Source organism: Bradyrhizobium sp. CB2312 (genome assembly GCF_029714425.1).
In the GTDB taxonomy this organism is placed as follows: domain Bacteria; phylum Pseudomonadota; class Alphaproteobacteria; order Rhizobiales; family Xanthobacteraceae; genus Bradyrhizobium.
In genome coordinates this window covers 5,443,486-5,468,311 of the sequence record NZ_CP121668.1, presented here as the reverse complement: position 1 = coordinate 5,468,311, position 24,826 = coordinate 5,443,486, and the positions used below count along the sequence as shown (strand labels likewise).

Annotated in this window: 26 protein-coding genes and 1 pseudogene; 9 read left to right on the top strand and 18 right to left on the bottom strand. The window is 65.1% G+C overall.

All coding sequences use genetic code 11. The features are described from left to right. Positions 1 to 21: 21 nt before the first annotated feature. Together QA642_RS26925 and QA642_RS26920 are read right to left on the bottom strand one after the other, a co-directional pair. Positions 22 to 516 (bottom strand): hypothetical protein, encoded by a 495-nt coding sequence (locus QA642_RS26925; protein WP_283079552.1) that lies wholly within the window; start codon positions 514 to 516, stop codon positions 22 to 24. Between the two features lie 88 nt (positions 517 to 604). Beyond that, positions 605 to 1,714: a DUF937 domain-containing protein gene (locus QA642_RS26920; protein WP_283079551.1), complete on the bottom strand. Its 1,110-nt coding sequence runs from the start codon at positions 1,712 to 1,714 to the stop codon at positions 605 to 607. 232 nt (positions 1,715 to 1,946) lie between these two features. Between QA642_RS26920 and QA642_RS26915 the strand changes: the two genes are divergently transcribed. Next, the gene (locus QA642_RS26915; RefSeq protein ID WP_349253795.1) at positions 1,947 to 2,336 is read left to right on the top strand and encodes a DUF3551 domain-containing protein; all 390 of its coding nucleotides are present in this window, start codon (positions 1,947 to 1,949) and stop codon (positions 2,334 to 2,336) included. A 163-nt stretch (positions 2,337 to 2,499) separates the two neighbouring features. Here the strand turns inward: QA642_RS26915 and QA642_RS26910 are convergent, their stop codons facing one another. The 3 genes from QA642_RS26910 to QA642_RS26900 form a co-directional block, all read right to left on the bottom strand. Then, positions 2,500 to 3,645 (bottom strand): type II asparaginase, encoded by a 1,146-nt coding sequence (locus tag QA642_RS26910; protein WP_283079549.1) that lies wholly within the window; start codon positions 3,643 to 3,645, stop codon positions 2,500 to 2,502. 268 nt (positions 3,646 to 3,913) lie between these two features. Beyond that, the gene (locus QA642_RS26905; RefSeq protein ID WP_283079548.1) at positions 3,914 to 4,162 is read right to left on the bottom strand and encodes a hypothetical protein; all 249 of its coding nucleotides are present in this window, start codon (positions 4,160 to 4,162) and stop codon (positions 3,914 to 3,916) included. Between the two features lie 113 nt (positions 4,163 to 4,275). Next, the gene (locus QA642_RS26900; RefSeq protein ID WP_283079547.1) at positions 4,276 to 5,238 is read right to left on the bottom strand and encodes an alpha/beta hydrolase; all 963 of its coding nucleotides are present in this window, start codon (positions 5,236 to 5,238) and stop codon (positions 4,276 to 4,278) included. A 136-nt stretch (positions 5,239 to 5,374) separates the two neighbouring features. On the opposite strand from QA642_RS26900, the gene QA642_RS26895 reads away from it, so the two are divergent. Then, positions 5,375 to 6,052: a nitroreductase gene (locus QA642_RS26895; RefSeq protein ID WP_283079546.1), complete on the top strand. Its 678-nt coding sequence runs from the start codon at positions 5,375 to 5,377 to the stop codon at positions 6,050 to 6,052. Between the two features lie 382 nt (positions 6,053 to 6,434). Here the strand turns inward: QA642_RS26895 and QA642_RS26890 are convergent, their stop codons facing one another. From QA642_RS26890 to QA642_RS26880, 3 genes are read right to left on the bottom strand one after another with little or no spacing between them, the layout of a single operon-like run. Further along, a complete protein-coding gene (locus tag QA642_RS26890) occupies positions 6,435 to 7,556 on the bottom strand; it encodes an HD domain-containing phosphohydrolase (RefSeq protein ID WP_283079545.1) in 1,122 nt (373 codons plus the stop codon). Between the two features lie 55 nt (positions 7,557 to 7,611). Continuing rightward, positions 7,612 to 7,932, bottom strand: coding sequence for a PilZ domain-containing protein (locus QA642_RS26885; RefSeq protein WP_283079544.1), 321 nt, complete (start codon positions 7,930 to 7,932; stop codon positions 7,612 to 7,614). A 29-nt stretch (positions 7,933 to 7,961) separates the two neighbouring features. Beyond that, complete coding sequence (locus tag QA642_RS26880) at positions 7,962 to 9,026, bottom strand: DUF2336 domain-containing protein (RefSeq protein ID WP_283079543.1); 1,065 nt, start codon at positions 9,024 to 9,026, stop codon at positions 7,962 to 7,964. 302 nt (positions 9,027 to 9,328) lie between these two features. On the opposite strand from QA642_RS26880, the gene QA642_RS26875 reads away from it, so the two are divergent. Beyond that, positions 9,329 to 10,279, top strand: coding sequence for an AraC family transcriptional regulator (locus QA642_RS26875; RefSeq protein ID WP_283079542.1), 951 nt, complete (start codon positions 9,329 to 9,331; stop codon positions 10,277 to 10,279). A gap of 37 nt (positions 10,280 to 10,316) precedes the next feature. Continuing rightward, entirely contained in the window at positions 10,317 to 10,907 is a 591-nt protein-coding gene (locus QA642_RS26870) for an NAD(P)H-dependent oxidoreductase (protein WP_283079541.1), read from the top strand. Here the strand turns inward: QA642_RS26870 and QA642_RS46585 are convergent. From QA642_RS46585 to QA642_RS26850, 3 genes and pseudogenes are all read right to left on the bottom strand, one after another. Further along, positions 10,904 to 12,984 (bottom strand): annotated as a pseudogene (locus tag QA642_RS46585) (methyl-accepting chemotaxis protein). The gene QA642_RS26870 and the pseudogene QA642_RS46585 overlap by 4 nt on opposite strands. A gap of 141 nt (positions 12,985 to 13,125) precedes the next feature. Continuing rightward, a complete protein-coding gene (locus QA642_RS26855) occupies positions 13,126 to 13,911 on the bottom strand; it encodes a fumarylacetoacetate hydrolase family protein (protein WP_283079538.1) in 786 nt (261 codons plus the stop codon). Between the two features lie 16 nt (positions 13,912 to 13,927). Continuing rightward, entirely contained in the window at positions 13,928 to 14,542 is a 615-nt protein-coding gene (locus tag QA642_RS26850) for a helix-turn-helix domain-containing protein (protein WP_283079537.1), read from the bottom strand. 102 nt (positions 14,543 to 14,644) lie between these two features. Here QA642_RS26850 and QA642_RS26845 point away from each other — a divergent pair, with 102 nt between their 5' ends. Together QA642_RS26845 and QA642_RS26840 are read left to right on the top strand one after the other, a co-directional pair. After that, the gene (locus QA642_RS26845; protein WP_283079536.1) at positions 14,645 to 15,127 is read left to right on the top strand and encodes a tautomerase enzyme; all 483 of its coding nucleotides are present in this window, start codon (positions 14,645 to 14,647) and stop codon (positions 15,125 to 15,127) included. A 35-nt stretch (positions 15,128 to 15,162) separates the two neighbouring features. Continuing rightward, positions 15,163 to 15,939: a crotonase/enoyl-CoA hydratase family protein gene (locus QA642_RS26840; protein WP_283079535.1), complete on the top strand. Its 777-nt coding sequence runs from the start codon at positions 15,163 to 15,165 to the stop codon at positions 15,937 to 15,939. A gap of 10 nt (positions 15,940 to 15,949) precedes the next feature. On the opposite strand, the gene QA642_RS26835 is transcribed toward QA642_RS26840, so the two are convergent. Next, entirely contained in the window at positions 15,950 to 16,387 is a 438-nt protein-coding gene (locus QA642_RS26835) for a DUF1810 domain-containing protein (protein ID WP_283079534.1), read from the bottom strand. 204 nt (positions 16,388 to 16,591) lie between these two features. On the opposite strand from QA642_RS26835, the gene QA642_RS26830 reads away from it, so the two are divergent. The 3 genes from QA642_RS26830 to QA642_RS26820 all read left to right on the top strand — a co-directional run bounded on the left by QA642_RS26830 (position 16,592) and on the right by QA642_RS26820 (position 19,426). After that, positions 16,592 to 17,542 carry a DUF2778 domain-containing protein gene (locus QA642_RS26830; RefSeq protein WP_283086985.1) on the top strand — a complete coding sequence of 317 codons (951 nt, stop codon included), beginning with the start codon at positions 16,592 to 16,594 and terminating at the stop codon, positions 17,540 to 17,542. A gap of 64 nt (positions 17,543 to 17,606) precedes the next feature. Further along, positions 17,607 to 17,864, top strand: a complete 258-nt coding sequence (locus tag QA642_RS26825) for a hypothetical protein (protein ID WP_283079533.1) — start codon at positions 17,607 to 17,609, stop codon at positions 17,862 to 17,864. A 470-nt stretch (positions 17,865 to 18,334) separates the two neighbouring features. Beyond that, positions 18,335 to 19,426: a TRAP transporter substrate-binding protein gene (locus QA642_RS26820; RefSeq protein WP_283079532.1), complete on the top strand. Its 1,092-nt coding sequence runs from the start codon at positions 18,335 to 18,337 to the stop codon at positions 19,424 to 19,426. Positions 19,427 to 19,574: 148 nt separating this feature from the next. On the opposite strand, the gene QA642_RS26815 is transcribed toward QA642_RS26820, so the two are convergent. From QA642_RS26815 to QA642_RS26790, 6 genes are all read right to left on the bottom strand, one after another. Next, positions 19,575 to 20,357, bottom strand: coding sequence for an ABC transporter ATP-binding protein (locus tag QA642_RS26815; protein ID WP_283079531.1), 783 nt, complete (start codon positions 20,355 to 20,357; stop codon positions 19,575 to 19,577). Further along, entirely contained in the window at positions 20,345 to 21,400 is a 1,056-nt protein-coding gene (locus QA642_RS26810) for a dihydrodipicolinate synthase family protein (RefSeq protein ID WP_283079530.1), read from the bottom strand. Before QA642_RS26810 ends, QA642_RS26815 begins: the two co-directional genes overlap by 13 nt. A 6-nt stretch (positions 21,401 to 21,406) precedes the next feature. Further along, positions 21,407 to 22,228: a GNAT family N-acetyltransferase gene (locus QA642_RS26805; RefSeq protein WP_283079529.1), complete on the bottom strand. Its 822-nt coding sequence runs from the start codon at positions 22,226 to 22,228 to the stop codon at positions 21,407 to 21,409. After that, on the bottom strand, positions 22,215 to 23,252 hold the full coding sequence (locus QA642_RS26800; RefSeq protein ID WP_283079528.1) for an NAD-dependent epimerase/dehydratase family protein: 1,038 nt from the start codon (positions 23,250 to 23,252) through the stop codon (positions 22,215 to 22,217). Before QA642_RS26800 ends, QA642_RS26805 begins: the two co-directional genes overlap by 14 nt. 15 nt (positions 23,253 to 23,267) lie before the next feature. Continuing rightward, on the bottom strand, positions 23,268 to 24,038 hold the full coding sequence (locus QA642_RS26795; protein ID WP_283079527.1) for an ABC transporter permease: 771 nt from the start codon (positions 24,036 to 24,038) through the stop codon (positions 23,268 to 23,270). 84 nt (positions 24,039 to 24,122) lie between these two features. Continuing rightward, positions 24,123 to 24,770, bottom strand: coding sequence for a TetR/AcrR family transcriptional regulator (locus QA642_RS26790; RefSeq protein ID WP_283079526.1), 648 nt, complete (start codon positions 24,768 to 24,770; stop codon positions 24,123 to 24,125). Positions 24,771 to 24,826 lie beyond the last annotated feature (56 nt).

The window sequence follows — 24,826 nt, the reverse complement described above, 5'->3', positions numbered from 1 at the left end:
AGGCCGTGCGGTCCGCCGAGATCAGATGCCAAGCGCGCTGGAGATTTCGCCGAGGGTTGCTTTCTCCGCGTCGCTGACCTGAACGCCTCCACCGAACAAGCCTCCGCCTTCCGAAGCGGCCTCAGCCGTCTTCTGACTGATTTGCTGCAGCCAGCCCTTGAAGGCCGCGGCATCATCCGGCGCTTTTGCAGCCAGCAGCGTGGCAACTTCGCGCAACGAGTTGATCGTCTTGCTCTTGATCTCGGCCGGTGCGCTCTGGCCGAGTTCTGCTTTCAACCCGTCATGAGCGGCGGCCCGGCCGTCGCTCGTCTGGAAGTCGGCGACTACAGCCTTTACCAAAGGGTTGGCATTGGGATCGGTGGCCGCTTGGGCGAGCGCGGTGCCGCCAGCAAACGATTCCTTCAGAAGGCCAAACAATCCGCTCGGTGCGGCAGCCGTGATCGCCATGCCCGCATTCATCGGGCTTCTCAAGAGCAGCGCCCATTCATCCTTGGTGAAATTGGTCTTGTCGGCCATGAGTCTTCTCCTTTCCACCTGCCGGACGGGAGGCTGCGAAACACCTCCCGTCGCTTGAGGTGTGGCGAGTTTTGCGGCGTGTGGCGTCTCAGACTTTCGCCAGCTCGTCGAGCTTGGCACGAAGATTGTCGATCACAGGCTTTGCGATCGTGCCGGCGGGCGTCGCCGAGACCTTGTCGCACATCTCGTTGATGGCCGGTGCCGCCGCGACGATCAGCTTGGCAAGCGTGCGTCGTGCCTCTGGAGAAAGTTTGGCCGCCCGCGCCGTGATGCCATCCAGTTGTGAGATGGCGTCGTTGATCTTCGGCATGGCCGCCTGCGCGCTGGCTTCATCGGTGATGGTTGGCAGTTGGGCCTTCAGCGTACCAAGGGACGAATTGACCTGGTTCGCGAGGTTCACCCCGTCAACGGTCAAATCCGCGGGCGCCATGCCCACAGTTGCGGTTGAGGGCCGCGTGGCAGTTGTACTCTGAGCGACCGTCTGCTCGGTCGGACGTTGAAGCGCATAGAAGAGAAAACCGCCAAGGATAACCAGCGCGACAAGCCAATACGGCCATTGCGTCCGGCCGGCGGCGATGGCGGCCTGGCTCGCGGCAGTGGCGCCGGAAGCGCCGGCGATCCGGCTCCCTGTGGCGGCAGCCGTCGCCATTCCGCTGCGCGTTTGGTCGATCAGGCCCGAGGCGCTGAGTTGATCACCGAGTCCCCTAGGGATCGCCGCCATGAATTGATCTTTCTGCGAGCGCAGAAGTGATGCCAGTCCGTTTGCATCTACTCCGGCCTCATGCTGCTGCCGGCCGAGCATGCCAAGGACCAACGGGCCCACCACGGCGAGCAACGACTTGCCGCCGGCATCGCCCATTCCCGCGAAGTTGCCGATCGCTTGGCCCATGGTATCCATGGTTCGGCCTCCAAGCAGTCCGGACAACATGCTCGAACCCATCTGAGCAAGGCCCGGAGCGCCGGAGCTGTGCAGCAGATCGATGGGATTGCTGCCTTGCTGTTGGGACAGCAGTTTTGACAGTTGATTGGCGCCAGCCGGGGTTCCGACCAGATCGGACAGGCCGGCGAGTATCGCCGGGATGGTCGCTAGCGCGGCCTTCTGCGCCGCGCTTTGGTCCATGCCGAGAAAGGAGGCGATCTTCGCGATGACTTCAGGGGTCAAGAGCTGTTGTGCAGCTGAAATGAGATTGACGGCCATGGCGGTCTCTCCACTACGTTGCAGGTGTGTTGATGCCCCCATAATTTGATGTGACAGACTTCGATGGTTCCGAACCTCGCCTATCACGCAAGCTGAGATTGCACTGATCGTCCGACACTTTGATCCAGATCAATGGTCTTGCGGTGCGGGTCAAATGTGACGAGTTCCCCATCCGGCGCATCTAATTGAGAGGCATCGCTAATTCGCTGATGAGCCAAAACCGGCCATCGTGATGCTCTCACGTGATTTTGCGAGCAATGCAGGAGGATGGAAGCGCCGCAAAGCGTCTCCTTTGGACACACGAGCGGCGGTCGAACCGGATAAGTTGGATGACCCATTCGAGGAGGTGGCGATGCGGATGCTCCATTGGCTAATCCTGAGCAGTGCGACGATCCTGGTGATCACCTCAGCTACTGCTCAAACTTACGATCCCAGGAACCCTGTCTGCCTTCAGAAGTGGGAGTGGGGTGGCAGCACCTATTTCGAATGCGCCTATACAACATGGGATCAGTGCCGGGCGGCGGCAATCGGACTTGCAGCGATGTGCCTGGAGAACCCTTACTGGCGGCGACCGCAGCCGAGGTTGTCAGGGGGCCGGCTGCGTTCTTCCGCTCCATACTGATGCGGCTTACTCACCTCGACGTGCTCGGCTACACGGAATATGTCGCGAGGGCGGGGCAGGAGGCGCGCCGGGGTTGCGGTCGTAGTCGTAGGGGTAGCCCGGATGGAGCGAAGCGCAATCCGGGTTCGTGCCATACGGACGGTCGTGCCGTGTGTCCGGCAGTCTAATACGTATAGAACATCCGCTGGATTTCCTTGGTGTCGGTCGTCTTGGTCAGCGCCAGCATCAGCAGGATCCGCGCCTTCTGCGGATTGAGCGTATCCGAGACGACGAAGTCGTGTTCGTCGTCCTTGGCTTCCCCGTTGCGCGCGACAATGCCGTTGCCGACGCGGCTGCTCCGCACGATGACGACATTCTTCTTACGGGCCTCGTCGAGCGCCGGCTCGACCGCGGGCCGGGCGAGACTGCCGTCACCGACGCCGGCATGCACGATCCCCTTGGCCCCGGCGGCGACGAAAGCGTCGATCGCAACCCGGTTCATGTTGGCGTAGCCGTAGACGATATCGACTTGCGGCAGAGCATCGAGGCTGGAAACGTCGAATTCGGAGTCCGCCGTGTGCCGGCGCGTCGATTGACGATAGAAGTACGGCTTGTTGCCCTGCATGTAGCCGAGGAAGCCGAGTTCCGGGGTGCGGAAGGTGTCTGCCGTCGATGTGTTGTTCTTGGTGACGTCGCGCGCCGCGTTGATCTGATCGTTGAGAGCCACGAGCACGCCCTTGCCGACGGCCTCGTCACTGCCTGCGAGGATCACCGCATTGAAGAGGTTGATCGGCCCGTCGGCGCTGATCGCCGTCGATGGCCGCATCGCGCCGACGATGACGACGGGTTTTTTGCTCTTGACGACCAGGTTCAGGAAATAGCTGGTCTCCTCGATCGTATCGGTCCCGTGCGTGATCACGATCCCGTCCACGTCGTCCTGCGCGAGGAGCGCGTTGACGCGCTTCGCAAGCTTGAGCCAGTAGTCATTGTTCATGTTCTCGCTGGCGATCTGGAAGACCTGCTCGCCCTTGACGTTAGCCACCGTTTTCAGTTCGGGGACGGCGTTCAGGAGGGTCTCTATGCCCACCGTGGCTGCGGTGTAGCCGACAACGGTGGTGCTGCTCGCGCCGCTGCCGGCGATCGTGCCGCCGGTGGCCAGAACCATGACGTTGGGCAGGCCGGGGCCCCTCGCGTTCGCAGCCTCGAGACTGATGAGCAGCGCGAACAGCACGCTCACTGTCGCCATGATCTGATGACGCACTCGCAGTTGCCACATCTTGACGTCCCCTTCCTGGAAAGCCTCGTCGATGCGCCCCGTTTCGCTCAGCACTGCATGATCCGTCAGCCGGAGCTTTCTGTCTAGGGTTGTGATAGCGTCGGATGAGTTGGTTCGGGTGCGCGGCGCCTGCGGGGAGGCGGCGAAGGCTCTCCCGCTCTATCTCTATTCGGATACAAGAACGCGAATGCCCGGGCCTTCGCCTCGCCGAAGAGGCTTCAGCCTCGCAGGCGGGACAAGCCCGGGCATCGTGAGTTCGGGGGAGCGGGCGATTGCTCGCTAAGGCAGCAGCAAATTCAAGGAAGCCGCGGCTGCGCAGGCGTTACGCGCTGACTTCGCATTTCTTCATGAAGCTGCTCTTGGCGGCGCCGGCGAGCGGCTTGCCATCGGCGCTGAGGGCCTTGGGCGCGCAGGCGTCCGCCTTGCACTTCTTCAGGAACGAGGTCTTGGCGGCGCCGGCCAGCGGCTTGCCGTCCTTGCCGACGGCCTTGCTCTCGCAGGTGTCATCCGCGAAGGCCGAGCCGGCCGCAAAGGTGGCAACGATCGCTGCGAGGAAAATCCGCTTCATCATGGGTGTCTCCCTAAACCAGACATGGCGAGCGGATTGGAGCCGCGAATCGTGGCGCAATCAAGCAGGATCGCGCGCAACATGCTCAATCGCAGCTGTTTCCATTCATCTGTGGTTCAGATTCCGCGCGCCAGCAACGCCTTGAAATCGGCCCGCGCGCGCTGCGCCTCGGCGCGCGCCACCTCGGAGGCATCACCGAGGCCGAAATAGCCGTGGATCAGGCCGGCGCCCTCATGATGCCTGACGGGCACGCCGGCAGCTTCCAGCGCCCGCGCATAGGCGGTGCCTTCGTCACGCAACGGATCGAACCAGGCGGTGGTCACGACCGCCGGCGCGAGGCCTTTGAGCGAGGCAGCGCGGAGCGGGGAGACGCGCCAGTCGGCGGCGTGAGCGGGATCGGCGAGGTAGTGGCCGCAAAACCATTGCATGGTGGCACGCGTGAGGAAGTAGCCTTCGGCATTCTCCGCGCGCGAGGGAAAGCGCGCGTTCTCGGTGGCGTTGCCGTAGAGGCCGACGGCGTCGGTCACGGGATAGACCAGCAGTTGCGCGGCAAGCCTGATGCCGGCATCGCGGCAGGCGATCGCGGTGCTGGCCGCGAGATTGCCGCCGGCGCTGTCGCCGGCAACGCCGAAGCGCTTGGCATCGCCGCCGAATTCCGCGAGGCGGCCAAACACGTCGCTGATGGCCGCGAAGGCGTCCTCGAAGGCGCCGGGAAAGCGGGTTTCCGGCGGACGGCGATAATCGACGGAGACGACGACCGCGCCGGTGTCGATCGCGAGATTGCGCGCCTGGCGGTCATGCGTTTCGAGATCGCCCGCGACCCAGCCGCCGCCATGGAAGAACACCACCGTCGGCGCAGGATTGGTGCCGGCCCGGTAGACACGCGCATCGAGCGGCCCGGCGCCGCCCTTCACCTTGATATCCTGCACGCTGTCGACAGGCGGCGGCGGCACCGCCGCGCGCGAGGCAGCCAGTTCGCGCAAGGAATCGCGAGCGCTCTGTGGCGTCATCGTGGTGGGATCGCGCAGCGGCAGCAGCGGAATGATCTGGGCGATGACGGGATCGAGCGGTGCAGGCATGATGATCCTCACAAGGGTTCTTGGTCTTGGTTCTTGGTCTTGCTTGCGGCCTAGCATAGATTTGGTGCGCCGCATCGGCAACCGGAGAGGCGTTACGATTGCAATGCGCGCGAATATACGGGCAGGGAGGTCCTAGGTGGAATTCGAGACGCTGATCCAGTCGCGCCGCAGCGTGCGCGGTTTCAAGCAGCAGCAGGTAGATCGCGCCGTGATCGAGGCGATCATCGAAAGCGCCAAGCGCGCGCCGTCGTCGATGAATACCCAGCCCTGGCATGTCCACGTGCTGACAGGCGCGCCGCTGGAGGAGGTGCGTCGGCGCAATATGGAGGAGATGGTCGGCGGCGCCAAGGTCAAGCGCGACATCGTCAGCCATGGCGAGTACCAGGGCGTGCACCGCAGCCGGCAGGTCGACATCGCCAAGAAGCTGTTCGGGGCGATGGGAATAGCGCGCGACGACAAGCCGATGCGCCAGGACTGGGTGCTGCGCGGCTTCCGCCAGTTCGACGCGCCGGTCTCGCTGGTCCTCACCTATGACCGCGTGCTCGACCCCGGCGCGGTCTGCCATTTCGATCTCGGCGCGCTCTGCTACGGCATCGTGCTCGCGGCCTGGGACCGCGGTCTCGGCTCCGTCATCAACGGGCAGGGCATCATGCGTTCCGACATCGTGCGCGAAGTCGCCAGAATTCCAGAGGACGAGGTCATCATCACCTGTGTGGCGATGGGCTATCCCGACGACAACTTTGCCGCGAACGCGGTGCGCTCGGATCGCGAGCACAATGCGGAGTTCGTGCGCTACGTCGGTTTTGCCGATTAGCACGACGATTCATGAGGAGGAGAATATTCTCTCGCGGAAATTTTTGGTGCGGAGTTGTTACGACCTCTTGCAATCTCGATCGTGCAGGAGGAACAATATGCGGGCTAAAAGGTTTGTTGCTGGCGCGAGGGAATTGATATGCGGCGGCTGGCTAGCCTGGTTCGGTGGTTCTTCGGTCCGCGATTGCGGCGCCCGATCGATGAGGATCCAAGTCTTCCCTTCACACCTGAAGAGTTCGGCAGGCTCATACGCAGCGGAAGACGCGAGGACATGAGGCTGCTTGCGGAAGGCTTGGCCCGCCGATCGATGCCGCAGCGGGCCAAATTCCGGGCCACGCACTAGAGCGCGATGAAGCGCCATCGCGAAGACGAGGTCGACGTGCTCACCGCGTGAGCGCGACCTGCTTGAATGATCTCACCAGCACCTTCTCCAGCTTTCCATTCATTCCGCAGAGAATGTTATAGGCCTCCGTGCGTGGCATGGTCGGCTTGTAGTGACGGTGCTCGATCAACGCCGCAAAGATGTCGGAGATGGTGAGGATGCGAACGATGTCGCTGATGTTCTCGGCGCAGAGCGCGTCCGGATAGCCGCTGCCGTCGAGATATTCGTGATGATGCCTGACCGCATCGAGGATCTCCGGCGTAATCTTGTCGTGGTTTTTCAGAAAATCGTAGCCAGCGGCCGGATGGGTCTCGATCATTGCGCGCTCCTGCGGATCGAGCCGGCCGGGCTTGTCGAGGATGGCAAGGGGGATCTGGGCCTTGCCGATGTCGTGGAACATCGCCGCCGTGTACAGGCGCTCCAGGTCTGCGGGGCGGACGCCGAGGCTCAAGCCGAAGTCGATGGCGACGCCGGTGACCAGCAGGCAATGCTGGTAGGTTCCCTCGTGGTGGCGCCGTACCGTCGAGAGCCATTCGGACAGGCCGTGCTGGGTGATGCGATCGGCGATCTGGCGACCGGCTTGCTTGGTGCCGTCCACGTCGAGCGGCTCGCCAAGCGTGACGGCGGTGAACATCGAGGCGATGGCGGTCGCCGCGGTCTCGACCGCATTGTCGGGCTCGGCCGGATCATTCGACGAGGCCGACGCCGGGTCGGCAGGATCGGACAGCGCCGCCAGCAGTCTGGTCCGGGTGAGCATCGCCGGAAGCACGAGAGTCGCGCCGAGCGCGTAGGCTTGTGAAATGCCGACGTGAGAGGTGTGCTCGAGCAGGAAGATGCGCTTCTTCGCCTTGGCGAGCTTGCCGGCGCGCTTCTTGATGGCGGCGATATTGTCGACGTCGCGTAGCTCCGCGCGGATGATGACGGCGGACGGTACCTGCGCCAGCTTGGCATCGGCATCGAGCCGTTCGCCGGCAACGGTAAATCTCTCTTCGAGGATCGAGTGAATGCGCGACAGTTTGTCGGACGTGTCGGCCAGCACTTGCACGAGAGGGCGCGCGGCCTCCGTCTCCCGGATACCGCCGTCTCGATTGACGGGGTCTTGTATGGTTCCCGCGTTCTGCACGGTCTGACCTGGATGTTACCGCACTTGCGTTCAATTCGCTGGATGCATGATCGGGTTACTTGCTCTGGGCCGCGCTCTCGGCCTTGGCCTTCGGCTTCTTCTTGCCATCTGCGGTGATGAAGTGAACGCCGGCCGTAGTGCCGTCGATCCAGACCAGCTCGCAGCGCCGGTAAGCCAATCCGGTCGACGACAGCAGCATGAAGAACTCCTTGGCCTGGAGCACGTCGAGCGTGCCTTCGACCTCGAGCTTCGCGCCGGTTTGCGAGACGTCGAGCAGGACGCAGCTGCGCCGCCACGTGCCGTCCGAGCCCATCAGGTTGACGGGTTGCTTGTGATCCATCCTTACGCGAGCCGCCTTTCGACCGTCGAACCTCATTTTCTATCCCCCATTGTCGCGCCGCGATGTCACCGATCGTTCGTTTTGGCGCTTGCCGCAATTTCCCCCCAGCGCACCGTCCATTGGCTGGTCGACAGAAGCAGGGTCTCGTAGATGTGGTGTGCGCGCTCGCGCTCGGCGAAGGAGAGCCGCTTGCCGCGGCGGTTGCTCAGGATCGCGAGCGTGGTCGTCCAGTTCAGCCGCGACGCCCGGCAGGCCATCACCAGGCCCTCGCAATCGCCGTCGGCCATGATCTGCTCGACGACCTCGATCGGAGCGCCTGACAGCACCGACAGCGCCGTGAACAGGCTGGCGGTCTCGCCGCGGATCGCGAAGCGGTTCACCGTGGAATCGTTGAGCTTGCCGACGCGATTGAGCGCGACGATCTCCGGCCGTGCGCCGGCATAGTCGGCCGGGCAGGGGCGCGCTGGCGCGGCTGTTTGGGCGGGCGGCACGGCGGAGGCGTTGGGCTTGGCCGACGCCTTCTGGCCGGGTGGGGCGGAGAGCAGCTTCCGCACGACGAGGTCGGGCGTGCCGGGCCGCAGCACCAGCGCCTTTGCAATTTCGCCGTCCTCGTCAGCCTTCGCGATCAGCGCGGCGTAGGCCGCGTCGGAGAATTTGGTTCCGGGGTTCTTGATCAGCGCGAGGCAGATCGGGCTGCCGCACTGCACAAGCGCCTCGGTCACGACCGGCTCGATGTCGTCCCGGGCGGCGATCGCGCGTTGCTGCCGCTCGCCGCTGGAAGCCGCGACGGCCGCAAGGTCGGCCGCGCCGAGTATCTGTGATTTGAGCAGGACGGGACATGCGACGTCCGGATCATCGTGCGCTGCGAGACGCCGCAACGTCTGCGGCGGAGCCACCTTCAGCTCGGCGAGCGTGGTGCTGAGCTGAGCCAGTGCGCGGGCCTCGACCCGCTCCGTCAATCGGAGCAGAACGCCGTCGACCACGCTGGCGAGCAGTTCCTGTGACCGGTCGCGGCTGCCAGTGAGCAACTGCACAATGCCGGCGAGGATGCGGTCGCAGCGGTCAAGCGGACACGTTGCGACCGCCTGTTCCAATTCAACCAGAATATCTGCAGGCGAATTTGCCATCATGGCAGTGGCCTGTGCTCAAAATATATTTCGACTATTCAACGCCCCTGATTGCGCCGCACCGCGGTTAATTTGAAATTTAGGTATTGAACGCTGGGGTATTAATGCACCGCCGATACAACCGGAATCGCTATCGAAATTCGGCGAGGCGAGTTGCGACGACTTGTCCTTTGAGATGGGACACTCGCCAATTGATGCGTTACGGGTAGGATGATTCTTTCGCTCTAACGGGGGCACCGAAAGGGGGAACAGATCGGCGTTTATTGCCGGACTTGCGTCGTTCAGGACGCGATTTTTCATTTGTCATGAGCAGCATTGATGGTGCGCCATTGCTGGCGCCAAAGAGATTTCGGTTTTTCGACGTCGACGAGTTTCGCAGTTCGATACGCGGGCTGAACATCGAGTTCACGCCGTTCGTGCGTAGGATTGCGACCGAGCAGATCATCCTGCATCTGCCCGGCTGCGACGTGAACGTCACGCGCGCATTCCCGCGCGTCGTGGATGGGCAGCTTGTTGACGATTGCACCGCGATCGGTTTCGCGATGGACGATCTCGAGGTGCCCGTTCGTTTCAACGGCGCGCAGCGGGATCGCTCGGTCATCGTCGTCGGCAGCAGCGGTGCGGCCTACAACGCGATCGAGGAGGTTCAGCGTCAGGTCGGCTCCGTCGTGTTCAGGCCGGAGGTAAAGGATCGTGGCTGGCCGGAAGCGAAGTCGAACTTCAAGCTGTTCGAGACCAGCGACCACGCCCTGCATCGGTTGCGGCGAACCGTCACGGAGGTGGTCGCCGCCGCATCGGAGCCCGTCGAGGCCGCCGAGGTGCCGATGAAGGCGGCCGCGATGCGGGAGTCCCTGCTCGCTGTCGTCGATGCGGCCATCGCCGACATCGTTCCGGCACGATGGACGGTGTGGCCGAATGACGCGCGCAACTTCAAGATCTTCCAGGACATCCGCGCGCTGCTCTCCGGCGATTTGTCTCAGCCCATCTACAGCGAGGACCTCGCACGCAAGCTCGGCGTGCCGGTCCGCACCATGCATGACGTCGTCCGCCGCTATCGCGGCATGAGCCTGCACCGTTATTTGCGCCTGCGCCGGCTTTGGCTGGTGCGCCAGCGGCTGCTGGGCGGAGGAGCCGACAGCGTCAAGGCCGTCGCGCTCGCCTTCGGCTTCTGGCATCTCAGCGACTTCTCCAGAAGCTATCGCGACCAGTTCGGCGAGACGCCGTCACAGACGCTGGAGCTCAGACGAAAACGTTAGTGCGGGCAGCCCGCCGTTTCGTGCTAACGTGCCGGCCATGAGCAATCGCATCCTCGTCCTCTACGGTTCCTACCGTTCCGACCGCATGGGCATCCGCCTTGCGAATTTCGTCATCGAGCGGCTGCGCGGGCGCGGCGAGGAGGTTGAGTTCATCGACGCCAAGGCGATCGGCCTGCCGATGCTCGACCGCATGTACAAGGAATATCCCAAGGGCTCGGCGCCCGAGGCGCTGGAGAAGCTGGCCGGGCAGATACGCGGCGCCGACGGCTTCGTCTTCGTCACCGGGGAATATAATTGGGGCATCCAGCCCGGGCTGAAGAACCTCACCGACCATTTCCTCGAGGAGTGGTTCTGGCGGCCGGCCGCGATCGTGAGCTATTCCGCCGGCCGATTGTCCGGCGCGCGCGCATCGACCGCCTGGCACGGCACGCTGTCGGAGATGGGCATGGTGGTGATCTCGAGCACCATCGGCGTCGGCCCGATCGCGCAGACATTGTCGGCCGAGAGCGAGCCGATCGGCGAGGGCGGCAAGGCGCTGGAACGGTCGTTCCCGCGCTTTGCCGATGATCTCGCCTGGTGGATCGAGGCGGCGAAAGCGCAGCGGGCGCGCAAGCCGCCGCCTTACTAAGCCGCCCTGACTTCGCTGAGGAAACGGTCGAACTGGCCGGCGAGGTCGCGCGACTGGGTCGAGAGCTGCTCGGCTGCGCCCAGCACTTCGCTGGCGGCCGCGCCCGTGTCGTCGGCGGCGCGCTGCACGCCTGAAATGTTGGTGTTGACCTCCTGGGTGCCGCGGGCGGCCTCCTGGACGCTGCGGGCGATCTCCTTGGTCGCAGAGCCCTGTTCCTCGATCGCCGCCGCAATCGCGGTGCCGATCTGGTCGATCTCGGCGATGACGTCGGCGACGTTGCGGATCGCGGCCACGGTCTCGTCGCTCGCGGTCTGGATCGCCGTGATCTGCTCGGAGATCTCGGTCGTCGCCTTGGCGGTCTGGCCGGCCAGCGATTTCACCTCGGACGCCACCACGGCAAAGCCGCGGCCCGCATCGCCGGCGCGGGCGGCCTCGATCGTGGCGTTGAGAGCGAGAAGATTGGTCTGCTCGGCAATGCTCTGGATCAGAGTGACGACGTCGCCGATCTTCTGCGCCCCCTCGGCGAGTGCACGCGCGGTGTCGCCGGTGCGGCGGGCATTGTCGACGGCGCGAGCCGCGATCTCGGTGCTCTGCGCGACCTGGCGGCCGATCTCGGTGATCGAGGAGGTCAGCTCTTCGGTGGCGCTGGCGACCGTCTGCACGTTGGTCGAGGTCTGCTGCGACGCGGCGGCGACGACGGCGGCCTGGCTGTTGGTCTGGGCTGCGGTCGAGGTCATCGACTGCGCCGTGCTTTCCATGGTGGAGGAGGCCCGGGACAGGCCGCCGACGAGCTCGGTGACCTTGGCCTCGAAGGCGCGGGTGAGCTCGTCGAGCGCCTGCGCGCGGCGCATCTTGCCGTCGTTCTCGGCCTGTTTCTCGGCGGCGAGGCGGTCGGCGCGGATCATGTTGTCCTTGAAGACCTGGACGGCCGCGGCCATCGCCCCGACCTCGTCGGAACGCGCGGCGCCCGGGACTCTTCGGCAACCTCGCCATCGGCGAGCCGCGACATCCGATTCGTCAGGCTCACGATCGGCGCGCAGACGCGGCGGTGAACGATCACAATGAGGCCGGCGCTGGCGATCAGTACGGCGAGGAGGCCGACGAGTGCGATCGTGAAGCTGGTGCGCGCCGCGGAGGAGGCGCAGGCGAGGATCTGCTCGGCATTGTCGTAGAAGGCATCGCGGACCTCGATGATGGTGCTGAGGCCGCGCTGCGTGGCGGTGTAATAGGTGTCCACGTCGTGTTCGTACTTGCCGGTGACCGCACCGTCCTTGGCCAGCTTGAGCTCGCGGCCGAACTCCTCGACATAGATCGCGTTGAACTTCTCCAGCGCAGCGGCGACGTTCGCGGGCGTTGCCGGATTGCCGCGCAGTTCCAGCAGCGACATCACGATCTGGTCGTTGCGCCCTTGCGAGCGGCTGATGTCTGCTTTCTCGGCATCGGTCGCCGGCTTCTTGCCGCCGACGAGATTCTTGTGCAGGCTGGAGTTGAAGCCGCCGACGTCGCGCAGCGTCATGGCGATGTTGGCGTAGCTGGCCTGCCGGTAGGCGTCGCCGTTGAGGATCGCCATGCGGCGCACCTGTTCGTTGAGCAGCGCGGTCACGCCGCCGTTGAGCACGGCGTTGTCGGCGACGATCTTCTTGGCAGCGTCCTTGCGCGCCTCGGCCGGCCCGGCCAGCGCCTTGTTGATGGCCTCGCGCAGCGCCGTGAACTTTGCATCGATGCCGTCGATATTGCTGCCGATGGTGGTGCCGTCGTCGAACGGGCCGGGCAGCTCCTTGCGCAGCGCGCTCATTTTGTCGCGGGCGCCATCGGTCTGCTTGCGCAGCTTGTCCTGCTCGGCAAGCAGCGCGGGGTCGATGGTCGCGGGCCCGTAGAGGATGTTGGTGGAATAGCCCCGTTCGGGGTTGAGATAGCGCGGGATGTCGCTGACGGCCCGGACGATCGCAAGCCGGCCTTGCGCCTCGGTGATCCGCTCCATCGTCTGGTATTTGGTCACCGCAACGTAGACGGCGAGGCCGCCGCCGACAGTCGAGAGCGAGACGATCGCAGTGGTCAGCAGAGTACCGATTTTCATGTGCAGCCCGGCAATTGGCGCGGGAGAGGAGAAAGATATTCTCGTAAAAATAGGCGGACCGTCTTAATCGCCGGTTTACGCTGGCGGCCGCCATGCCTGGCCCGCATGCGTCCATTCGTCCAAGACGCCGTTCCGATGAAACTAGGCGTAGGTCGCGCTCACGGTCCCGAACGGACCGAAGTCGGCAATGTACGTCTCGCCCGCCTTCGGCCGCAGCATGCCGGTGAGCGTGCCGGTGCTGATGGTCTGTCCGCCCTTGAGACCAATTCCGGTTCGCGACAGCTCGTTGGCGAGCCAGGTCAGCGGCACCAGCGGATGATCGATCGCCTCCGCCGCGCTGCCGCGGCGCCTTTCCACACCATTGCAATTCAGCACGACCTCCTGATTCGCGATGTCGCGGCTGCGCCAGTCGGCGATCGCCTCGCCAAGGACGATCGTCCCCGATCCTGCGCCGTCGGCCAGGATCGCCGGCAACGGTGGAAACGCCGCGTCGTGGACGAATCGGCATTCGGCAAGCTCGATGCCGGGATGTAGCGAGGCGACGGCAGCGCCGATCTCTTCGACGGTATACGGCTTGGCGCGTGGCGGCAGGTCCGCGCCGAGGCGTGCCTGATACTCGACCTCCGGGATCGGGCTGCATTGCCTCGCATGCTCGACGCTCGCGGGCGAGGTCTTGATCAGCGGCGCGAACACCCGCCCGTAGATCGGCGAGGAGGTGCGAAGCTGGCGCTGCAGCCCGGGCTTCATGCCGGCAATCTTCCAGCCGACGACGGCCCAGCCCAATTCCTCTTCCACCATCTGCGCGACGCGGTACGCCGTGTCGGGGTCCGGCGGCACAAGATGCGCATCGAGGCCGCTTTGCTGGCGGCTCTCGCGCCGCAGACTGGCGAGATGGCGGGCGAGCTCGCGTTGTCGGGACAGGTCCATCGGAGCGTCTCCCATTCTATCGGGCCGTGCGGGCGAGGGCGGTGGACAGCACCGCCTCCAGTTCGTCCTGAACCTGATCGAGCGCATCAGCGCTGCGATTGGCGCGGCACATCGCGACCGTGCCTTCGATCGAGGCCACGACGAGCGTGGCAAGCCGCTCCGCGCGCTCCGCAGCCAGCCCTTCGCGCAGCAAGGCAGCGCGCATGATCTGCCGCCAATCGGCGAACACTCCGTCGGCGAGATCGAGCAGATGCTGCTGCGCCGTCTCGTCGTCCTTGTCGGAGCCTTCACCGACATAGCGGTCGACGGCGACGGCCAGCACCGGACAGCCGGCCTCGAAGCCAGTCGCTTCCAGCCTGCGACGCCACGAAGCGACGAAAGCCTCGAGGCCGCTGATCACGCCGTGCTGGTTTATGGATTTCTCCAGGGGAACGGCCACCTGCTTGCCGGCGAAGGTCACGGCCTCGGCGATCAATTGCCGTTTGCCGTCCGGGAAGTGGTGGCTGATCGAGCCGCGCGGCGTGGCGGTATGGCGGACGACGTCACGCATGCTGGTGGCATTGACGCCGCGGCGGCTCATCAGGTCGGCGGCGCCGGCGATCATCTTGTCGCGTGTGGTGGTGGTGGTCATCGGGAGTTCCACAATTGGCTGCCCTCCATCTAGACTATGACGCTTGACATAGGCAAGCCATGCTGAAATATGACGCGTGTCATAGTATGCGGAGGTGCCAGCTTGACCATCATCACCGTGACCGCGCCGGCCGGGCGGCTTGGCCTGCCGCAGCGCCGGCTTCTTGCGGAAAGCCTGACCGACGCCGTGCTTGAGCCCGAAGTCGGTCAGCACGCGCCGGCGGCGCGAATGGGTTTTCAGGTGCATTTCCACGACCTGCCGCCCGACAGCATGGCGATCGGCGGACGGCTGCTGTCCGACCAGGACGCACCGCGCGACATCATGACCGTCAATATCGCGGTGATGAACGCGGCCTGGCCTGCGGCGGTGCGCGCGGAGGTGATCCGCAACGTGCTGGCGCGGCTTGCGGAAGCCTGCGGGATGCCGGCGCCGTCGCCGACATGGTGGGTCAATTTCGAGATCATCGACGAGGGCAGCTGGGGATCGCGGGGCGGGGTGCTCTCGATCCTCCAGCTCCTCGACTCCGGCGTGTTCACGCCGGCGCGGATCGAGGCGATCCGCGCCGCGATTCAGCCGCCGGCCTGATCTGCTGCCAACACCAACAATCTGGAGAGAAGCACATGAGCGAAGGTCAGATCCGCACCGAGGTGCACGGCCACGTCTTCAAGATCATCATCGACAACGCCGCGAAGAAGAACGCGTTCACCCCGGTGATGATGGAACAATTGTCCGATGCACTCACCGAGCTGCACGACAACGAGGCCTACCGCGTCGGCGTGATCTGCGCCGACGGCAGGGATTTTACTGCGGGACTGGATATGCCGAAGTTCTTCGGTCCCACCGCGGAGAAGCGCAACATCAAGGACGGCAACGTCGATCCGTTCGGGCTTAACAAGCGCTGCCGCAAGCCGATCGTCACAGCCGTGCAGGGCATCGTCTTCACCATCGGCATCGAGCTGATGCTCGCCGGCGACATCGTGGTTGCGGCCGACGATGCGCGCTTCTGCCAGATGGAGGCGAAGCGCGGCATCGCGCCGCTCGGCGGCGCGCATTTCCGCTTTCTCTCGCGCGCCGGCTGGGGTGATGCGATGTATCACCTGTTCCTGTGCGACGAGTTTTCGGCCGAGCGCGCCCACGCGATCGGCCTCGTCCAGGAGATCGTGGCGCCGGGAGAGCAGGTCGAGCGGGCGATGGCGCTCGCCGCCATCATCGCGCGCAACGCGCCGCTCGGCATTCAGGTGACCAAGGAAGCGGCGGCGAAATATATCGAAGGCGGCGAGGCGGCTGCGATCGCCTACATCCCGAAAATCCGCGATCGCGTGCTCGGCAGCGCCGATGCGAAGGAAGGCATCCAGTCTTTCATCGAGCGCCGCGCGGCGCTCTTCCAGGGCCGCTGATCGCAGGCGGCTACGCCGGCCGGTCGAGCTTCGACAGGATCTCCAGCGTCGCGCCGTCGCGTTCGCCTGCGAAATACCGCCTGAGCGCCTCGCCGAAGACGGGCTGGTCGGACACCGCGCCGAACAGCGTCATCGAGGAGCGGAATTTGGCGTCGTCCGGCGCGCCGAGGATGGCGTTGATGGTACGCCCCTCGACGGCGAGCACGAGGCGCGTGCAGTCGATCAGGCGCGGGCCGAGCGTGGGGTGGGCGAGATAGGCCTCAGCCTCCGCCCGCGAGCCGATGGCGTAGCGCTGCGACATGGCGCTGAAGCCGAGGCCGGTGATTTGCGGGAAGACGAACCACATCCAGTGGCTCTGCTTCCGTCCCCGGGCCAGCTCCTCCCGGACGGCGTGAAAAACCGGGTCCTGGGCCCGGATGAAGCGATCTAGATCGAAAGGATCGGACATAGGATACCTTGGGACGCCTAGACGGGCCGTTGCCGGCCGCGATTATGCCTAACTTTTGGCTCCCAATGTGGTAGCTGGTATAGAGAATCTCCGGGTGGGGGTGGGTCCCCCGGGGGTCGATTTGGGGATCTGATGGTTTCCGACCGCGTACGCGCCGAGAGGCTGTTGTCGTCGCGCCGCCGTATTGGGCGGACCGAAACGATACTGCTGTCTCTGGCCGCCGTCGCGCTGGCGCTGGGTGCCGCCGCCTGGGTTGCGGATATCGGCGACTCGGCCCCGTTGGTCACCGCGTCCTTGCCGCCCGCCAATACCCCTTCATTTGACGACCGCTTCGCATCGCTGTCGGGCAACCCGCCTGCTCGTGATCTGGGCCTGCGGACGATCGAGCGCTCCGCCCTGAACGCGGTCCAGCTCAAGCTCCGCGACGCCAAGGCGATGCTCGCCCAGAAGCTTCAGGGCGACGAGTGGCGCTCGACGCTGACCGATGACGACCGGCATGCCGTCGAGGAGCAGAGACCCGCGCAGCGCGCCGACGCCGTCCCGATGCCGCGCTCGCGTCCGGTGCAGGCCGATTTCGCCTCCCAGGTCGCCTCCAGCCAGTCCTATGCCGAGACCAGTCCCAAGGTCGATAACCGGAGCTTCTTCGAAAAATTCACCGACAAGATCAAGCTCGCCTCGCTGACCCCCGGCGATGGTCTGTTCGCCAAGGGGCCTGATCTCGCCGCCCTCGGCTACGATTCGCGCACCGCGGTCTACGACATCAAGGCCAAGGCGCTTTACCTGCCGAGCGGCGTCGCGCTGGAAGCGCATTCGGGCATGGGCGCGCTGATGGACGACCCCGACCATGTCGACCAGCGCATGGTGGGCGCGACCCCGCCCGCGATCTACGATCTCAAGCCGCGTGAAAAGCTGTTCCACGGCATCCGCGCGCTGCGCCTGACGCCGACCGAGGGCACAAGCGCGCTCGGCCGCGTCGGCCTGCTCACCCACAGCTACATGCTGGGGCCGCGCGGCGATTCCAACGGCTGCGTCTCGATCAGGGACTATGACCGCTTCCTCAAGGCCTGGGACAATGGCGAGTTCAACCGCCTCGTCGTGGTGCCGAGCCTGGGCGGATCGGCGACGGCGTCGCAACGCGCCAGCACCGCTTCCTGATATTCGCCGGACGGCGGGGCTGCCGTTTTCCCTTCGTTAAGCCGTCATCGTCCAGAAGCAGCCCATGAGTGATCCATCAAAGTCCGAAACCCCGCTGCGTACGACGTTCAAGATCCGCCTGAACGGTGACACGCTGGCGATCGCGACCGTCGGCCAAGCCTATCAGTTCCTCACCAACTTCAAATCTGTCGAGTGGATGGAATTCCGCGCGCTGCACGAAGACGCGGTCGCGGCCCTCGAAGGCGCCGCCGAGAACGCCATGCTCGCGGTGCAGGCAACCAACGCCGTGCGGGCGCTGTTCGTGAGCGCGAAGCTGCTCTGAGCGGTATGCTCATTCCACAAATTGCCGTGCTCGTTTCGCTTGTCAATGCGTGGACAGCGCCTCAGTGCCTTTCGTCGCCGCGCCCGTCGTCGTCATCGTGGAAGTCGTGGTCGCCGCCGTGCCTGAAGCCGGGGTCGATGCAGGCAAAGTTGCCGGCGTCGTTGGTCATGCCGCTGCCCTTGTAGGACGCGATCTTCGGGTAGACGCAGAGCGGCCGGGCCCCGCGCGTTCAGGGAACTGCAGCGGGCGCTATCGGTCTTCCTCCAGGAGACCTGATCCAACGACGCCTGAGGCATTCTCGGCAAGCCCTTGGTTCGGTGCGCTCTTTTGGCGCCGATGGCCGCGCCCCCATGTGTTCTCGCAGCTTGAACTCTGCGCCAGGAACGGGCAAACGGTCCGCCAAGATCGTGGCCGAAGCCGGTTCACGAGGCCACCCGTTTCGAAGCTGACATCAAGGGAGAGCCCCCATTATGAAACGCCGTACATTTCTCAAGGGCGGCGCGGTCGCCGGCGCGACGACGCTGGTGGCTGCACCCGCGATCGCGCAGAGCGCGCCCGAGATCAAATGGCGCCTGACCTCGAGCTTCCCGAAGTCACTCGACACCATCTACGGCACGGCGCAGACCTTTGCGAAATACGTGGCCGACGCCACCGACAACAAATTCCAGATCCAGACCTTTGCGGCCGGCGAGCTCGTGCCCGGCCTGCAGGCGCTTGACGCCGTCAGCGTCGCCTCGGTCGAGATGGCGCAGACGCCGCTCTATTTCTACATCGGCAAGGAGCCGGCGCTGGCTTACGCCACGGGCGCACCGTTCGGCATGAACCATCGCCATCAGGAGTCCTGGTGGTTTTTCGGCGGCGGCGCCGATCTCGCCAACGAGGCGCTCAAGCCCTTCAAGGCGCACGCCATCCTCTGCGGCAATTCCGGCACCCAGATGGGCGGCTGGTTCCGCAAGGAGATCAAGACCGTCGACGATCTCAAGGGCCTCAAATTCCGCATCGCCGGCATGGGCGGCCATGTGCTGGCCAGGCTCGGCATCGTGCCGCAGCAGCTTGCCGGCGGCGACGTATACGCGGCGCTGGAGAAGGGCTCGATCGATGCGGCCGAATTCGTCGGTCCCTATGACGACGAGAAGCTCGGCTTCCAGAAGGTCGCGAAGTACTATTATTTCCCCGGCTGGTGGGAAGGCGGCGCCATGCTGCACATGATCGTCAACGACGAGAAATGGGCGAGCCTGCCGAAGCACTATCAGGCGATCGTCAACCAGGCCGCGTCGGCGGCCGGCGCCTGGATGCTCGAGAAGTACGACAGCGTGAATCCGGCGGCCTTGAAGCGGCTGATCGCCAACGGCGCGGAGCTGAAGGCATTCCCGCAGCCGGTGCTGGAGGCCTGCTACAACGCCACCCAGGAGCATCTGAACGAGCTCGCCGCCAAGAGCGACCTGTTCAAGCGCACCAAGGAGAGTCACGACGCGTATCAGAAGGAACTGCTGTTCTACACGCAGATCGCTGAGAATTTTTACGACAACTATTTGCTCAGCAAGATGCGCAACAAGACGTGAGCATGAGGAGGGTGCGGTTTTCACGCCGCGCCCGACTCTCCTAGGGTGGGCAAAGGCGCATCTGCGCCGTGCCCACCATCTGTCTCCGTCCGCAAAGATGCGTGGGCACGCTTCGCTTTGCCCACCCTACGGGACTGATCGTGGCGTCTTAGCCCGCCCCTAATCCCAGCTTCGCGTAAATCCGCCGCGCATAGGCGCCGAACGCGTCCGTCGTCTTCAGCGGCAGGTCGCGGGGGAAGGGCAGGTCGATCGGGAAATAATCAGCCATCTTCGCCGGGCCCGCCGTCAGCACCGCGCAGTGCGAGGACAAAAACACCGCTTCCTGGATCGAGTGCGTGACGAAGATGATGGTCTTGCCGCTCTCGCGCCAGATCCGCAGCATCTCCAGGTTCATCTGCTCGCGCGTCAGCGCATCCAGCGCGCCGAACGGCTCGTCCATCAGGATCAGTTTTGGATCGTGGATGAACGCGCGTGCAATCGCAGTGCGCTGCTGCATGCCGCCGGACAGCTGTTGCGGATATTTCTGCTCATAGCCGGCAAGGCCCACGAGGTCGAGCAGGTCGCGCGCCCGCTCGCGCGCGGCCTTCATGGGCAGGCCGACGATCTCGGCCGGCAAGAGCACGTTGTCCAGGATGGTGCGCCACTTCAGGAGCAACGCCTGCTGGAACACCATGCCGATGTCGCGGGTCGGATCGAACGGGCTTTTGGCATTGCCGATCTTCACCTTGCCGCCGTCGGCGCTGTGCAGGCCCGCAAGAATCTTCATCACCGTGGTCTTGCCGCAGCCGGAGGGGCCGACCAGCGAGACCAGCTCACCTTCCTGCACGTCCATGGTGACGTCGGACACCGCCAAAAACTCGGCGCCGCCGGTCCGATAGACTTTTCGGACCCCTTGCAGGCTGATGAAGGCCTCGGAGCTCATGCCAGCCATTTGCTGAGGTTTGCCGCAACGAAAGCGTCGTCGCTGAGGTCGGCATGCTCGCGCGTGACCCGGTCGATCTCGTCCTTCTGGCCGGGGCTGAGGCCCTCGTTCGGATCAAGGCACCACAGGCCCGGCATCAGGCCCTGACGGCGCAGGATCTCGTGGCAGCCGGCGATGCAGCCGTGAAAATTGTTGGCGACGTCGAAGAAGGCGCTGTTGCAGTCGGTGACGCGGGCATCGAGCGCGAGCAGGTCGGCTGGCACGCTGTCCTTGTGCCGCGCCGCCTTGCAGCGCTCGAACTGCTTGATCGCGCTCGCAGTCCAGACCGACCAATGGCCGAGCAGGCCGCCTTTGAAGTAGGTACGCGTGGTGACGCCCTTGTTGCGGAGATCGAACGGCAGCATCAAATCGAGCAGGATGTGATCGTCATTGCCGGTGTAGAGCGCGACGCGGTCGAGCGCGCCGGCCGCTGCGACGCCGCGCAGCACGTCGAGCGTGCGATAGCGGTTGAACGGCGCGATCTTGATGGCGATGACATTGTCGATCGTGGCAAAGCGCCGCCAGAACCGGCTCGACAGGACAACACCGCCGACGGCGGGCTGGAGGTAGAAGCCGACCAGCGGGATTTCCGCCGCGACGGCGGTGCAGTGCGCGATGATCTCGTCCTCGGAGGCGCTCTTCATCGCGGCGAGGCTGAGCAGGCCGGCGTGATAGCCGATGTCGCGGGCGGTGCGGGCCTCCGTGACGGCCTGCGTGGTGGGGCCAGCAAGGCCCGCGACCATCGCCAGCGGACGCTTGGTCCAGTTGGCGGCAGTCTCGGCGGCGAGCTCGAGCACGGGGCGGTAGAGGCCGACATCGCGGATCGCGAACTGCGTGGTGTGCACGCCGACGGCAAGGCCGCCGGAGCCGGCGTCGATGTAATAGCGCGTCAGCGCGCGCTGATGCTGCTTGTCGAGCTGGCGCTCGGCGGTGAGGGCGAGCGGATGCGCCGGCAGCACGGTGCCCTCGGCGATCAGCTTGCGGACGTCTGCGTTGATCTGGCTGTGGTGCATGATGTCCTATCCGAATTCGGGGCCGGCGACGGCGAATGGCATTTCGTCGCCCGCTGATGTGGCAGGGCCGAACCGCATGCGCTGGAACGGCCGCTCGATGGTCCAGCCAGAGGCGGTCAATCCTTCCAGGAACGCAGCTTGCGAGGCGACGGCGTCGATCAGGAGGGGGCGGGGTTCGGAGCTGGCGATCGCATGGACAAGGGCCAGCGCGTCCGCGGCATTGTCGGCGAATAATGGGCCGATGTGGCGCGCGGTTCGGCCGTCGCGGACCAGCGCGATGCATCCATTCGCTGCGACGATGCGAGAGCCGGAGCGTTGGGCAAAGGCGGTGAGGAGCGCGGTCCGGTCGAACCCGGTGACCCGCCGGTCGCGCACGCAAAGCGCCTCGGGCGTGGAGGCTGACAGCGACGGCGCGGAGGCCTGCGTCGGCTTCACCAGCTTCAGCCGGCGCAATTGCAGCGTCGGCGTGAAGCCGAGCGGGCCATAGACGGCGGCGCCGTCGGGGGTGGCGTCGAGCCAGCTGGTCAGGCCGTTCTTGCGCGCGGTCTGGAGGCAAGCATCGACGAGGCACGTGGCGAGGCCGCGGCGGCGATGTGTGGCCGACACCAGCACCATGCTGATCCAGGCGTTGTTGCCGGAATAGGGCAGCAGGGCTGCGGTGGCGACCAGCCGCATGCCGTCGCGAATGCCGAACACGATGCCGTCGCGCAGGAAGATGCGCCAGTCCTCTTCAGTCTGGTTCCAGTGCGCCTCCGTCGACAGCGCGAGCCCGGCGATCGCGTCGGCGACGCCGAGCTTGAGGATCGGCGGAGCGTCAGTAGCGTCCATCACGCACCTCGTATTTGGTCGGCTTGCCGAGGCTCGGCATGGCGCGGGACACCCAGTCCGCGGTCCATGCGATCAGCTGCTCGGTATCGACAACCGGCAGGCCGAACAGCTCGACCGCCTTGGACGTGTCGGTGAGCCAGGCCGTCGGCTCTTCCTTGCCCGTCAGCACCGGCGCGCGGCCGAAGCGCGCGCCGAACTTTTGCGCGAGATCGCGCACGGCCAGAATTTCGTGGCCGCTGACATTGATCGGCGAGGTCGGCGCCGTGCAATGCGCAAGGCACCGCAGCGCCTGCGCGGACGCATCGCCCTGCCAGATGAAATTGACGTGGCCGAGGCTGACGTCGATCGGGGTGCCGCTCAGGACTTTCGTGGCGATGTCGTGCAGCACGCCGTAGCGCATGTCGATCGCGTAGTTGAGGCGGAACAGCCGGCCGGGCGTCGAAAATTTGCGGGAAAAATACTCGAACATGCGCTCGCGGCCGACGCAGGATTGGGCGTATTCGCCGGGCGGGTTCGGCGCCATCTCCTCGGTCGAGCCTTGGCCGTCGACGGGGACGAAGGGATAGATGCAGCCGGTCGAGAACGCCACGATACGCGACGAGGGAAACGCCTGCGCGACCAGCGCCGGCACATGCGCGTTCATCGCCCAGGTCAGCGACAGATCGCCCTCGGCGCCGAATTTGCGGCCGGCCATGAAGATGATGTTCGGCGCCTTCGGCAGCGAATGAATCGCCTTCTCGTTCATCAGATCGCAATTGATGGTCTCGACGCCGCGCGCGTGCAGCCAGTCCTTCACACCGGCTTCGCTGAAGCGGGCGACGCCGATGACGCGGCGATCCGGGGCAGCGGCCTTCGCGAGCCCCGCCAGTGTCGGGCCCATCTTGCCGCCGACGCCAAGGATCATGATGTCGCCCTCGACCTTATCGAGGTCGTCGATCAGCGCCTGGGTCGGGCGGCACAGGAGATCGTCCAGTGCCGCGATATCGGGGATGGTCTTCGGCAGGTTCTTGCGGGTGAGCAGCATGGGGCGGTCCTTCAGTTAGGCTTGCCTGGCGTCGCCGACCACGAACGCGCGTTCGAGGGCGAGGACCAGGCCGTAGAGGGCGACGCCGAGCAGGGTCAGCAGCACGACCGCCATCACCATCGCGGGCGTGTCGAGTGAGGACTGCACCTGGATCATGAGGTAGCCGAGCCCGCGCTCGGAGGCGATGAACTCGCCGACGATGGCGCCGGCGACCGCGAGGATGGCGCCGACCTTCATGCCGGAGAACACGTAAGGCAGCGATCCCGGCAGCTGGATCTTGCGGAACAGCGTCCAGCGCGAGCCGCGCAGCGATTTGACGAGATCGAGCAGATCAGGCTCGACCTCGCGCAGCCCACGCGCGGTGGTGAGCAGGATCGGGAAGAAGCAGATGCTGAAGGCGATCAGGATGTTCGGCACGATGCCGTAGGAGAACCAGACGATAAAGAGCGGGCCGAGCGCGACCTTCGGGATCATGTTCAGCGTCACGAACAGCGGCAGCAGCACGAGGCTGACCAGCGGCGCCCAGCTGAAGATCACCGCGAGCGCGACGCCGACGAAAGCGCCGAGCGCGAAGCCGCCGAGGATCTCGACCGCCGTCACCAGCGTGTTGGCGCCCCAGGCATAGCTTGCGGTTCCCAGCGTCTGAACCGTCGCCAGCGGGGACGGCAGGATGAATTTCGGCACGTGGAAAGCGTCGACCGCAACCTGCCACAGCACGAGCACGGCGAGGTGCACGATCAGGATGACCGCAAAGCTGCGCGAGGTGCGGGCTGCGTCTCCTGCCACCGTTTGCTCCCTGTTGCTAGCAGCGACGATGCCGCTGGTGGTCAGCTTAAACGTCCCTGGGGTAAGTTTCAACCAGTTGGTTGATTACGGCCGGAGCGAATGCAGCACGAGGTCGGCGACGTGGCGGCGGCGGGCGCGCCGCGCAGCCCGGCTCGACAGGTCCTTGCCGAAGATCGCCGACAGCGTCGGCGTGTTGGAGAGATAGAAATAGCTGAGGCCGGCGATGGAGATGTAGAGCTGGATCGGGTCGATCCCTTTGCGGAACACCCCGGCGCGGACGCCCTCGTGCAGGATGTGGGACACGCTCCGGACCAGCGGCGAGTGCATCGCCTCGAGCCGCGTCGAGCCGCGGACGTGGCGGGCGCCGCCGCGGTTCTCGTCGTTCAGCAGCACGATGAAATCAGGGTTGGTGGCGAGGTAATCGAACGAGGCCTCGATCAGCTTCCGGATCGCCTTTTCCGGCGGCAAGCCTTCGAGATTGAGCTGGCGCTCCTGCTCGCGGATATCAGCGTAGACCCATTCGAGCACGGCGAGATAGAGTGCGTCCTTGTCGCCGAAATAATGGTAGACCAGCTGCTTGTTGACGCCGGCGCGCTCGGCGATCTCGTCGACGCGGGCGCCGGCAAAGCCGTGCTTGGCGAACTCCAGGCGCGCCGCCGTGAGCAGCTTGTTGCGGGTGGCGACGGGGTCGCGCCGCTGCGGCGCGGTGTCGCCTGAACGTTTTGCGGGCATTTCCAACCAAACAGTTGACAAGTTAGGGGCGGCCTTGTTGCATTGGTATCCTCACA

Excerpts from the sequence above, each read along its gene's own strand:
- QA642_RS26925 (WP_283079552.1), bottom strand. The coding sequence starts at position 516 with ATGGCCGACAAGACCAATTTCACCAAGGATGAATGGGCGCTGCTCTTG.
- QA642_RS26920 (WP_283079551.1), bottom strand. The coding sequence starts at position 1,714 with ATGGCCGTCAATCTCATTTCAGCTGCACAACAGCTCTTGACCCCTGAA.
- QA642_RS26915 (WP_349253795.1), top strand. The coding sequence starts at position 1,947 with ATGCTCTCACGTGATTTTGCGAGCAATGCAGGAGGATGGAAGCGCCGC.
- QA642_RS26905 (WP_283079548.1), bottom strand. The coding sequence starts at position 4,162 with ATGATGAAGCGGATTTTCCTCGCAGCGATCGTTGCCACCTTTGCGGCC.
- QA642_RS26900 (WP_283079547.1), bottom strand. The coding sequence starts at position 5,238 with ATGCCTGCACCGCTCGATCCCGTCATCGCCCAGATCATTCCGCTGCTG.
- QA642_RS26885 (WP_283079544.1), bottom strand. The coding sequence starts at position 7,932 with ATGAGGTTCGACGGTCGAAAGGCGGCTCGCGTAAGGATGGATCACAAG.
- QA642_RS26880 (WP_283079543.1), bottom strand. The coding sequence starts at position 9,026 with ATGATGGCAAATTCGCCTGCAGATATTCTGGTTGAATTGGAACAGGCG.
- QA642_RS26875 (WP_283079542.1), top strand. The coding sequence starts at position 9,329 with ATGAGCAGCATTGATGGTGCGCCATTGCTGGCGCCAAAGAGATTTCGG.
- QA642_RS26870 (WP_283079541.1), top strand. The coding sequence starts at position 10,317 with ATGAGCAATCGCATCCTCGTCCTCTACGGTTCCTACCGTTCCGACCGC.
- QA642_RS26855 (WP_283079538.1), bottom strand. The coding sequence starts at position 13,911 with ATGGACCTGTCCCGACAACGCGAGCTCGCCCGCCATCTCGCCAGTCTG.
- QA642_RS26850 (WP_283079537.1), bottom strand. The coding sequence starts at position 14,542 with ATGACCACCACCACCACACGCGACAAGATGATCGCCGGCGCCGCCGAC.
- QA642_RS26840 (WP_283079535.1), top strand. The coding sequence starts at position 15,163 with ATGAGCGAAGGTCAGATCCGCACCGAGGTGCACGGCCACGTCTTCAAG.
- QA642_RS26835 (WP_283079534.1), bottom strand. The coding sequence starts at position 16,387 with ATGTCCGATCCTTTCGATCTAGATCGCTTCATCCGGGCCCAGGACCCG.
- QA642_RS26825 (WP_283079533.1), top strand. The coding sequence starts at position 17,607 with ATGAGTGATCCATCAAAGTCCGAAACCCCGCTGCGTACGACGTTCAAG.
- QA642_RS26820 (WP_283079532.1), top strand. The coding sequence starts at position 18,335 with ATGAAACGCCGTACATTTCTCAAGGGCGGCGCGGTCGCCGGCGCGACG.
- QA642_RS26815 (WP_283079531.1), bottom strand. The coding sequence starts at position 20,357 with ATGGCTGGCATGAGCTCCGAGGCCTTCATCAGCCTGCAAGGGGTCCGA.
- QA642_RS26810 (WP_283079530.1), bottom strand. The coding sequence starts at position 21,400 with ATGCACCACAGCCAGATCAACGCAGACGTCCGCAAGCTGATCGCCGAG.
- QA642_RS26805 (WP_283079529.1), bottom strand. The coding sequence starts at position 22,228 with ATGGACGCTACTGACGCTCCGCCGATCCTCAAGCTCGGCGTCGCCGAC.
- QA642_RS26800 (WP_283079528.1), bottom strand. The coding sequence starts at position 23,252 with ATGCTGCTCACCCGCAAGAACCTGCCGAAGACCATCCCCGATATCGCG.
- QA642_RS26790 (WP_283079526.1), bottom strand. The coding sequence starts at position 24,770 with ATGCCCGCAAAACGTTCAGGCGACACCGCGCCGCAGCGGCGCGACCCC.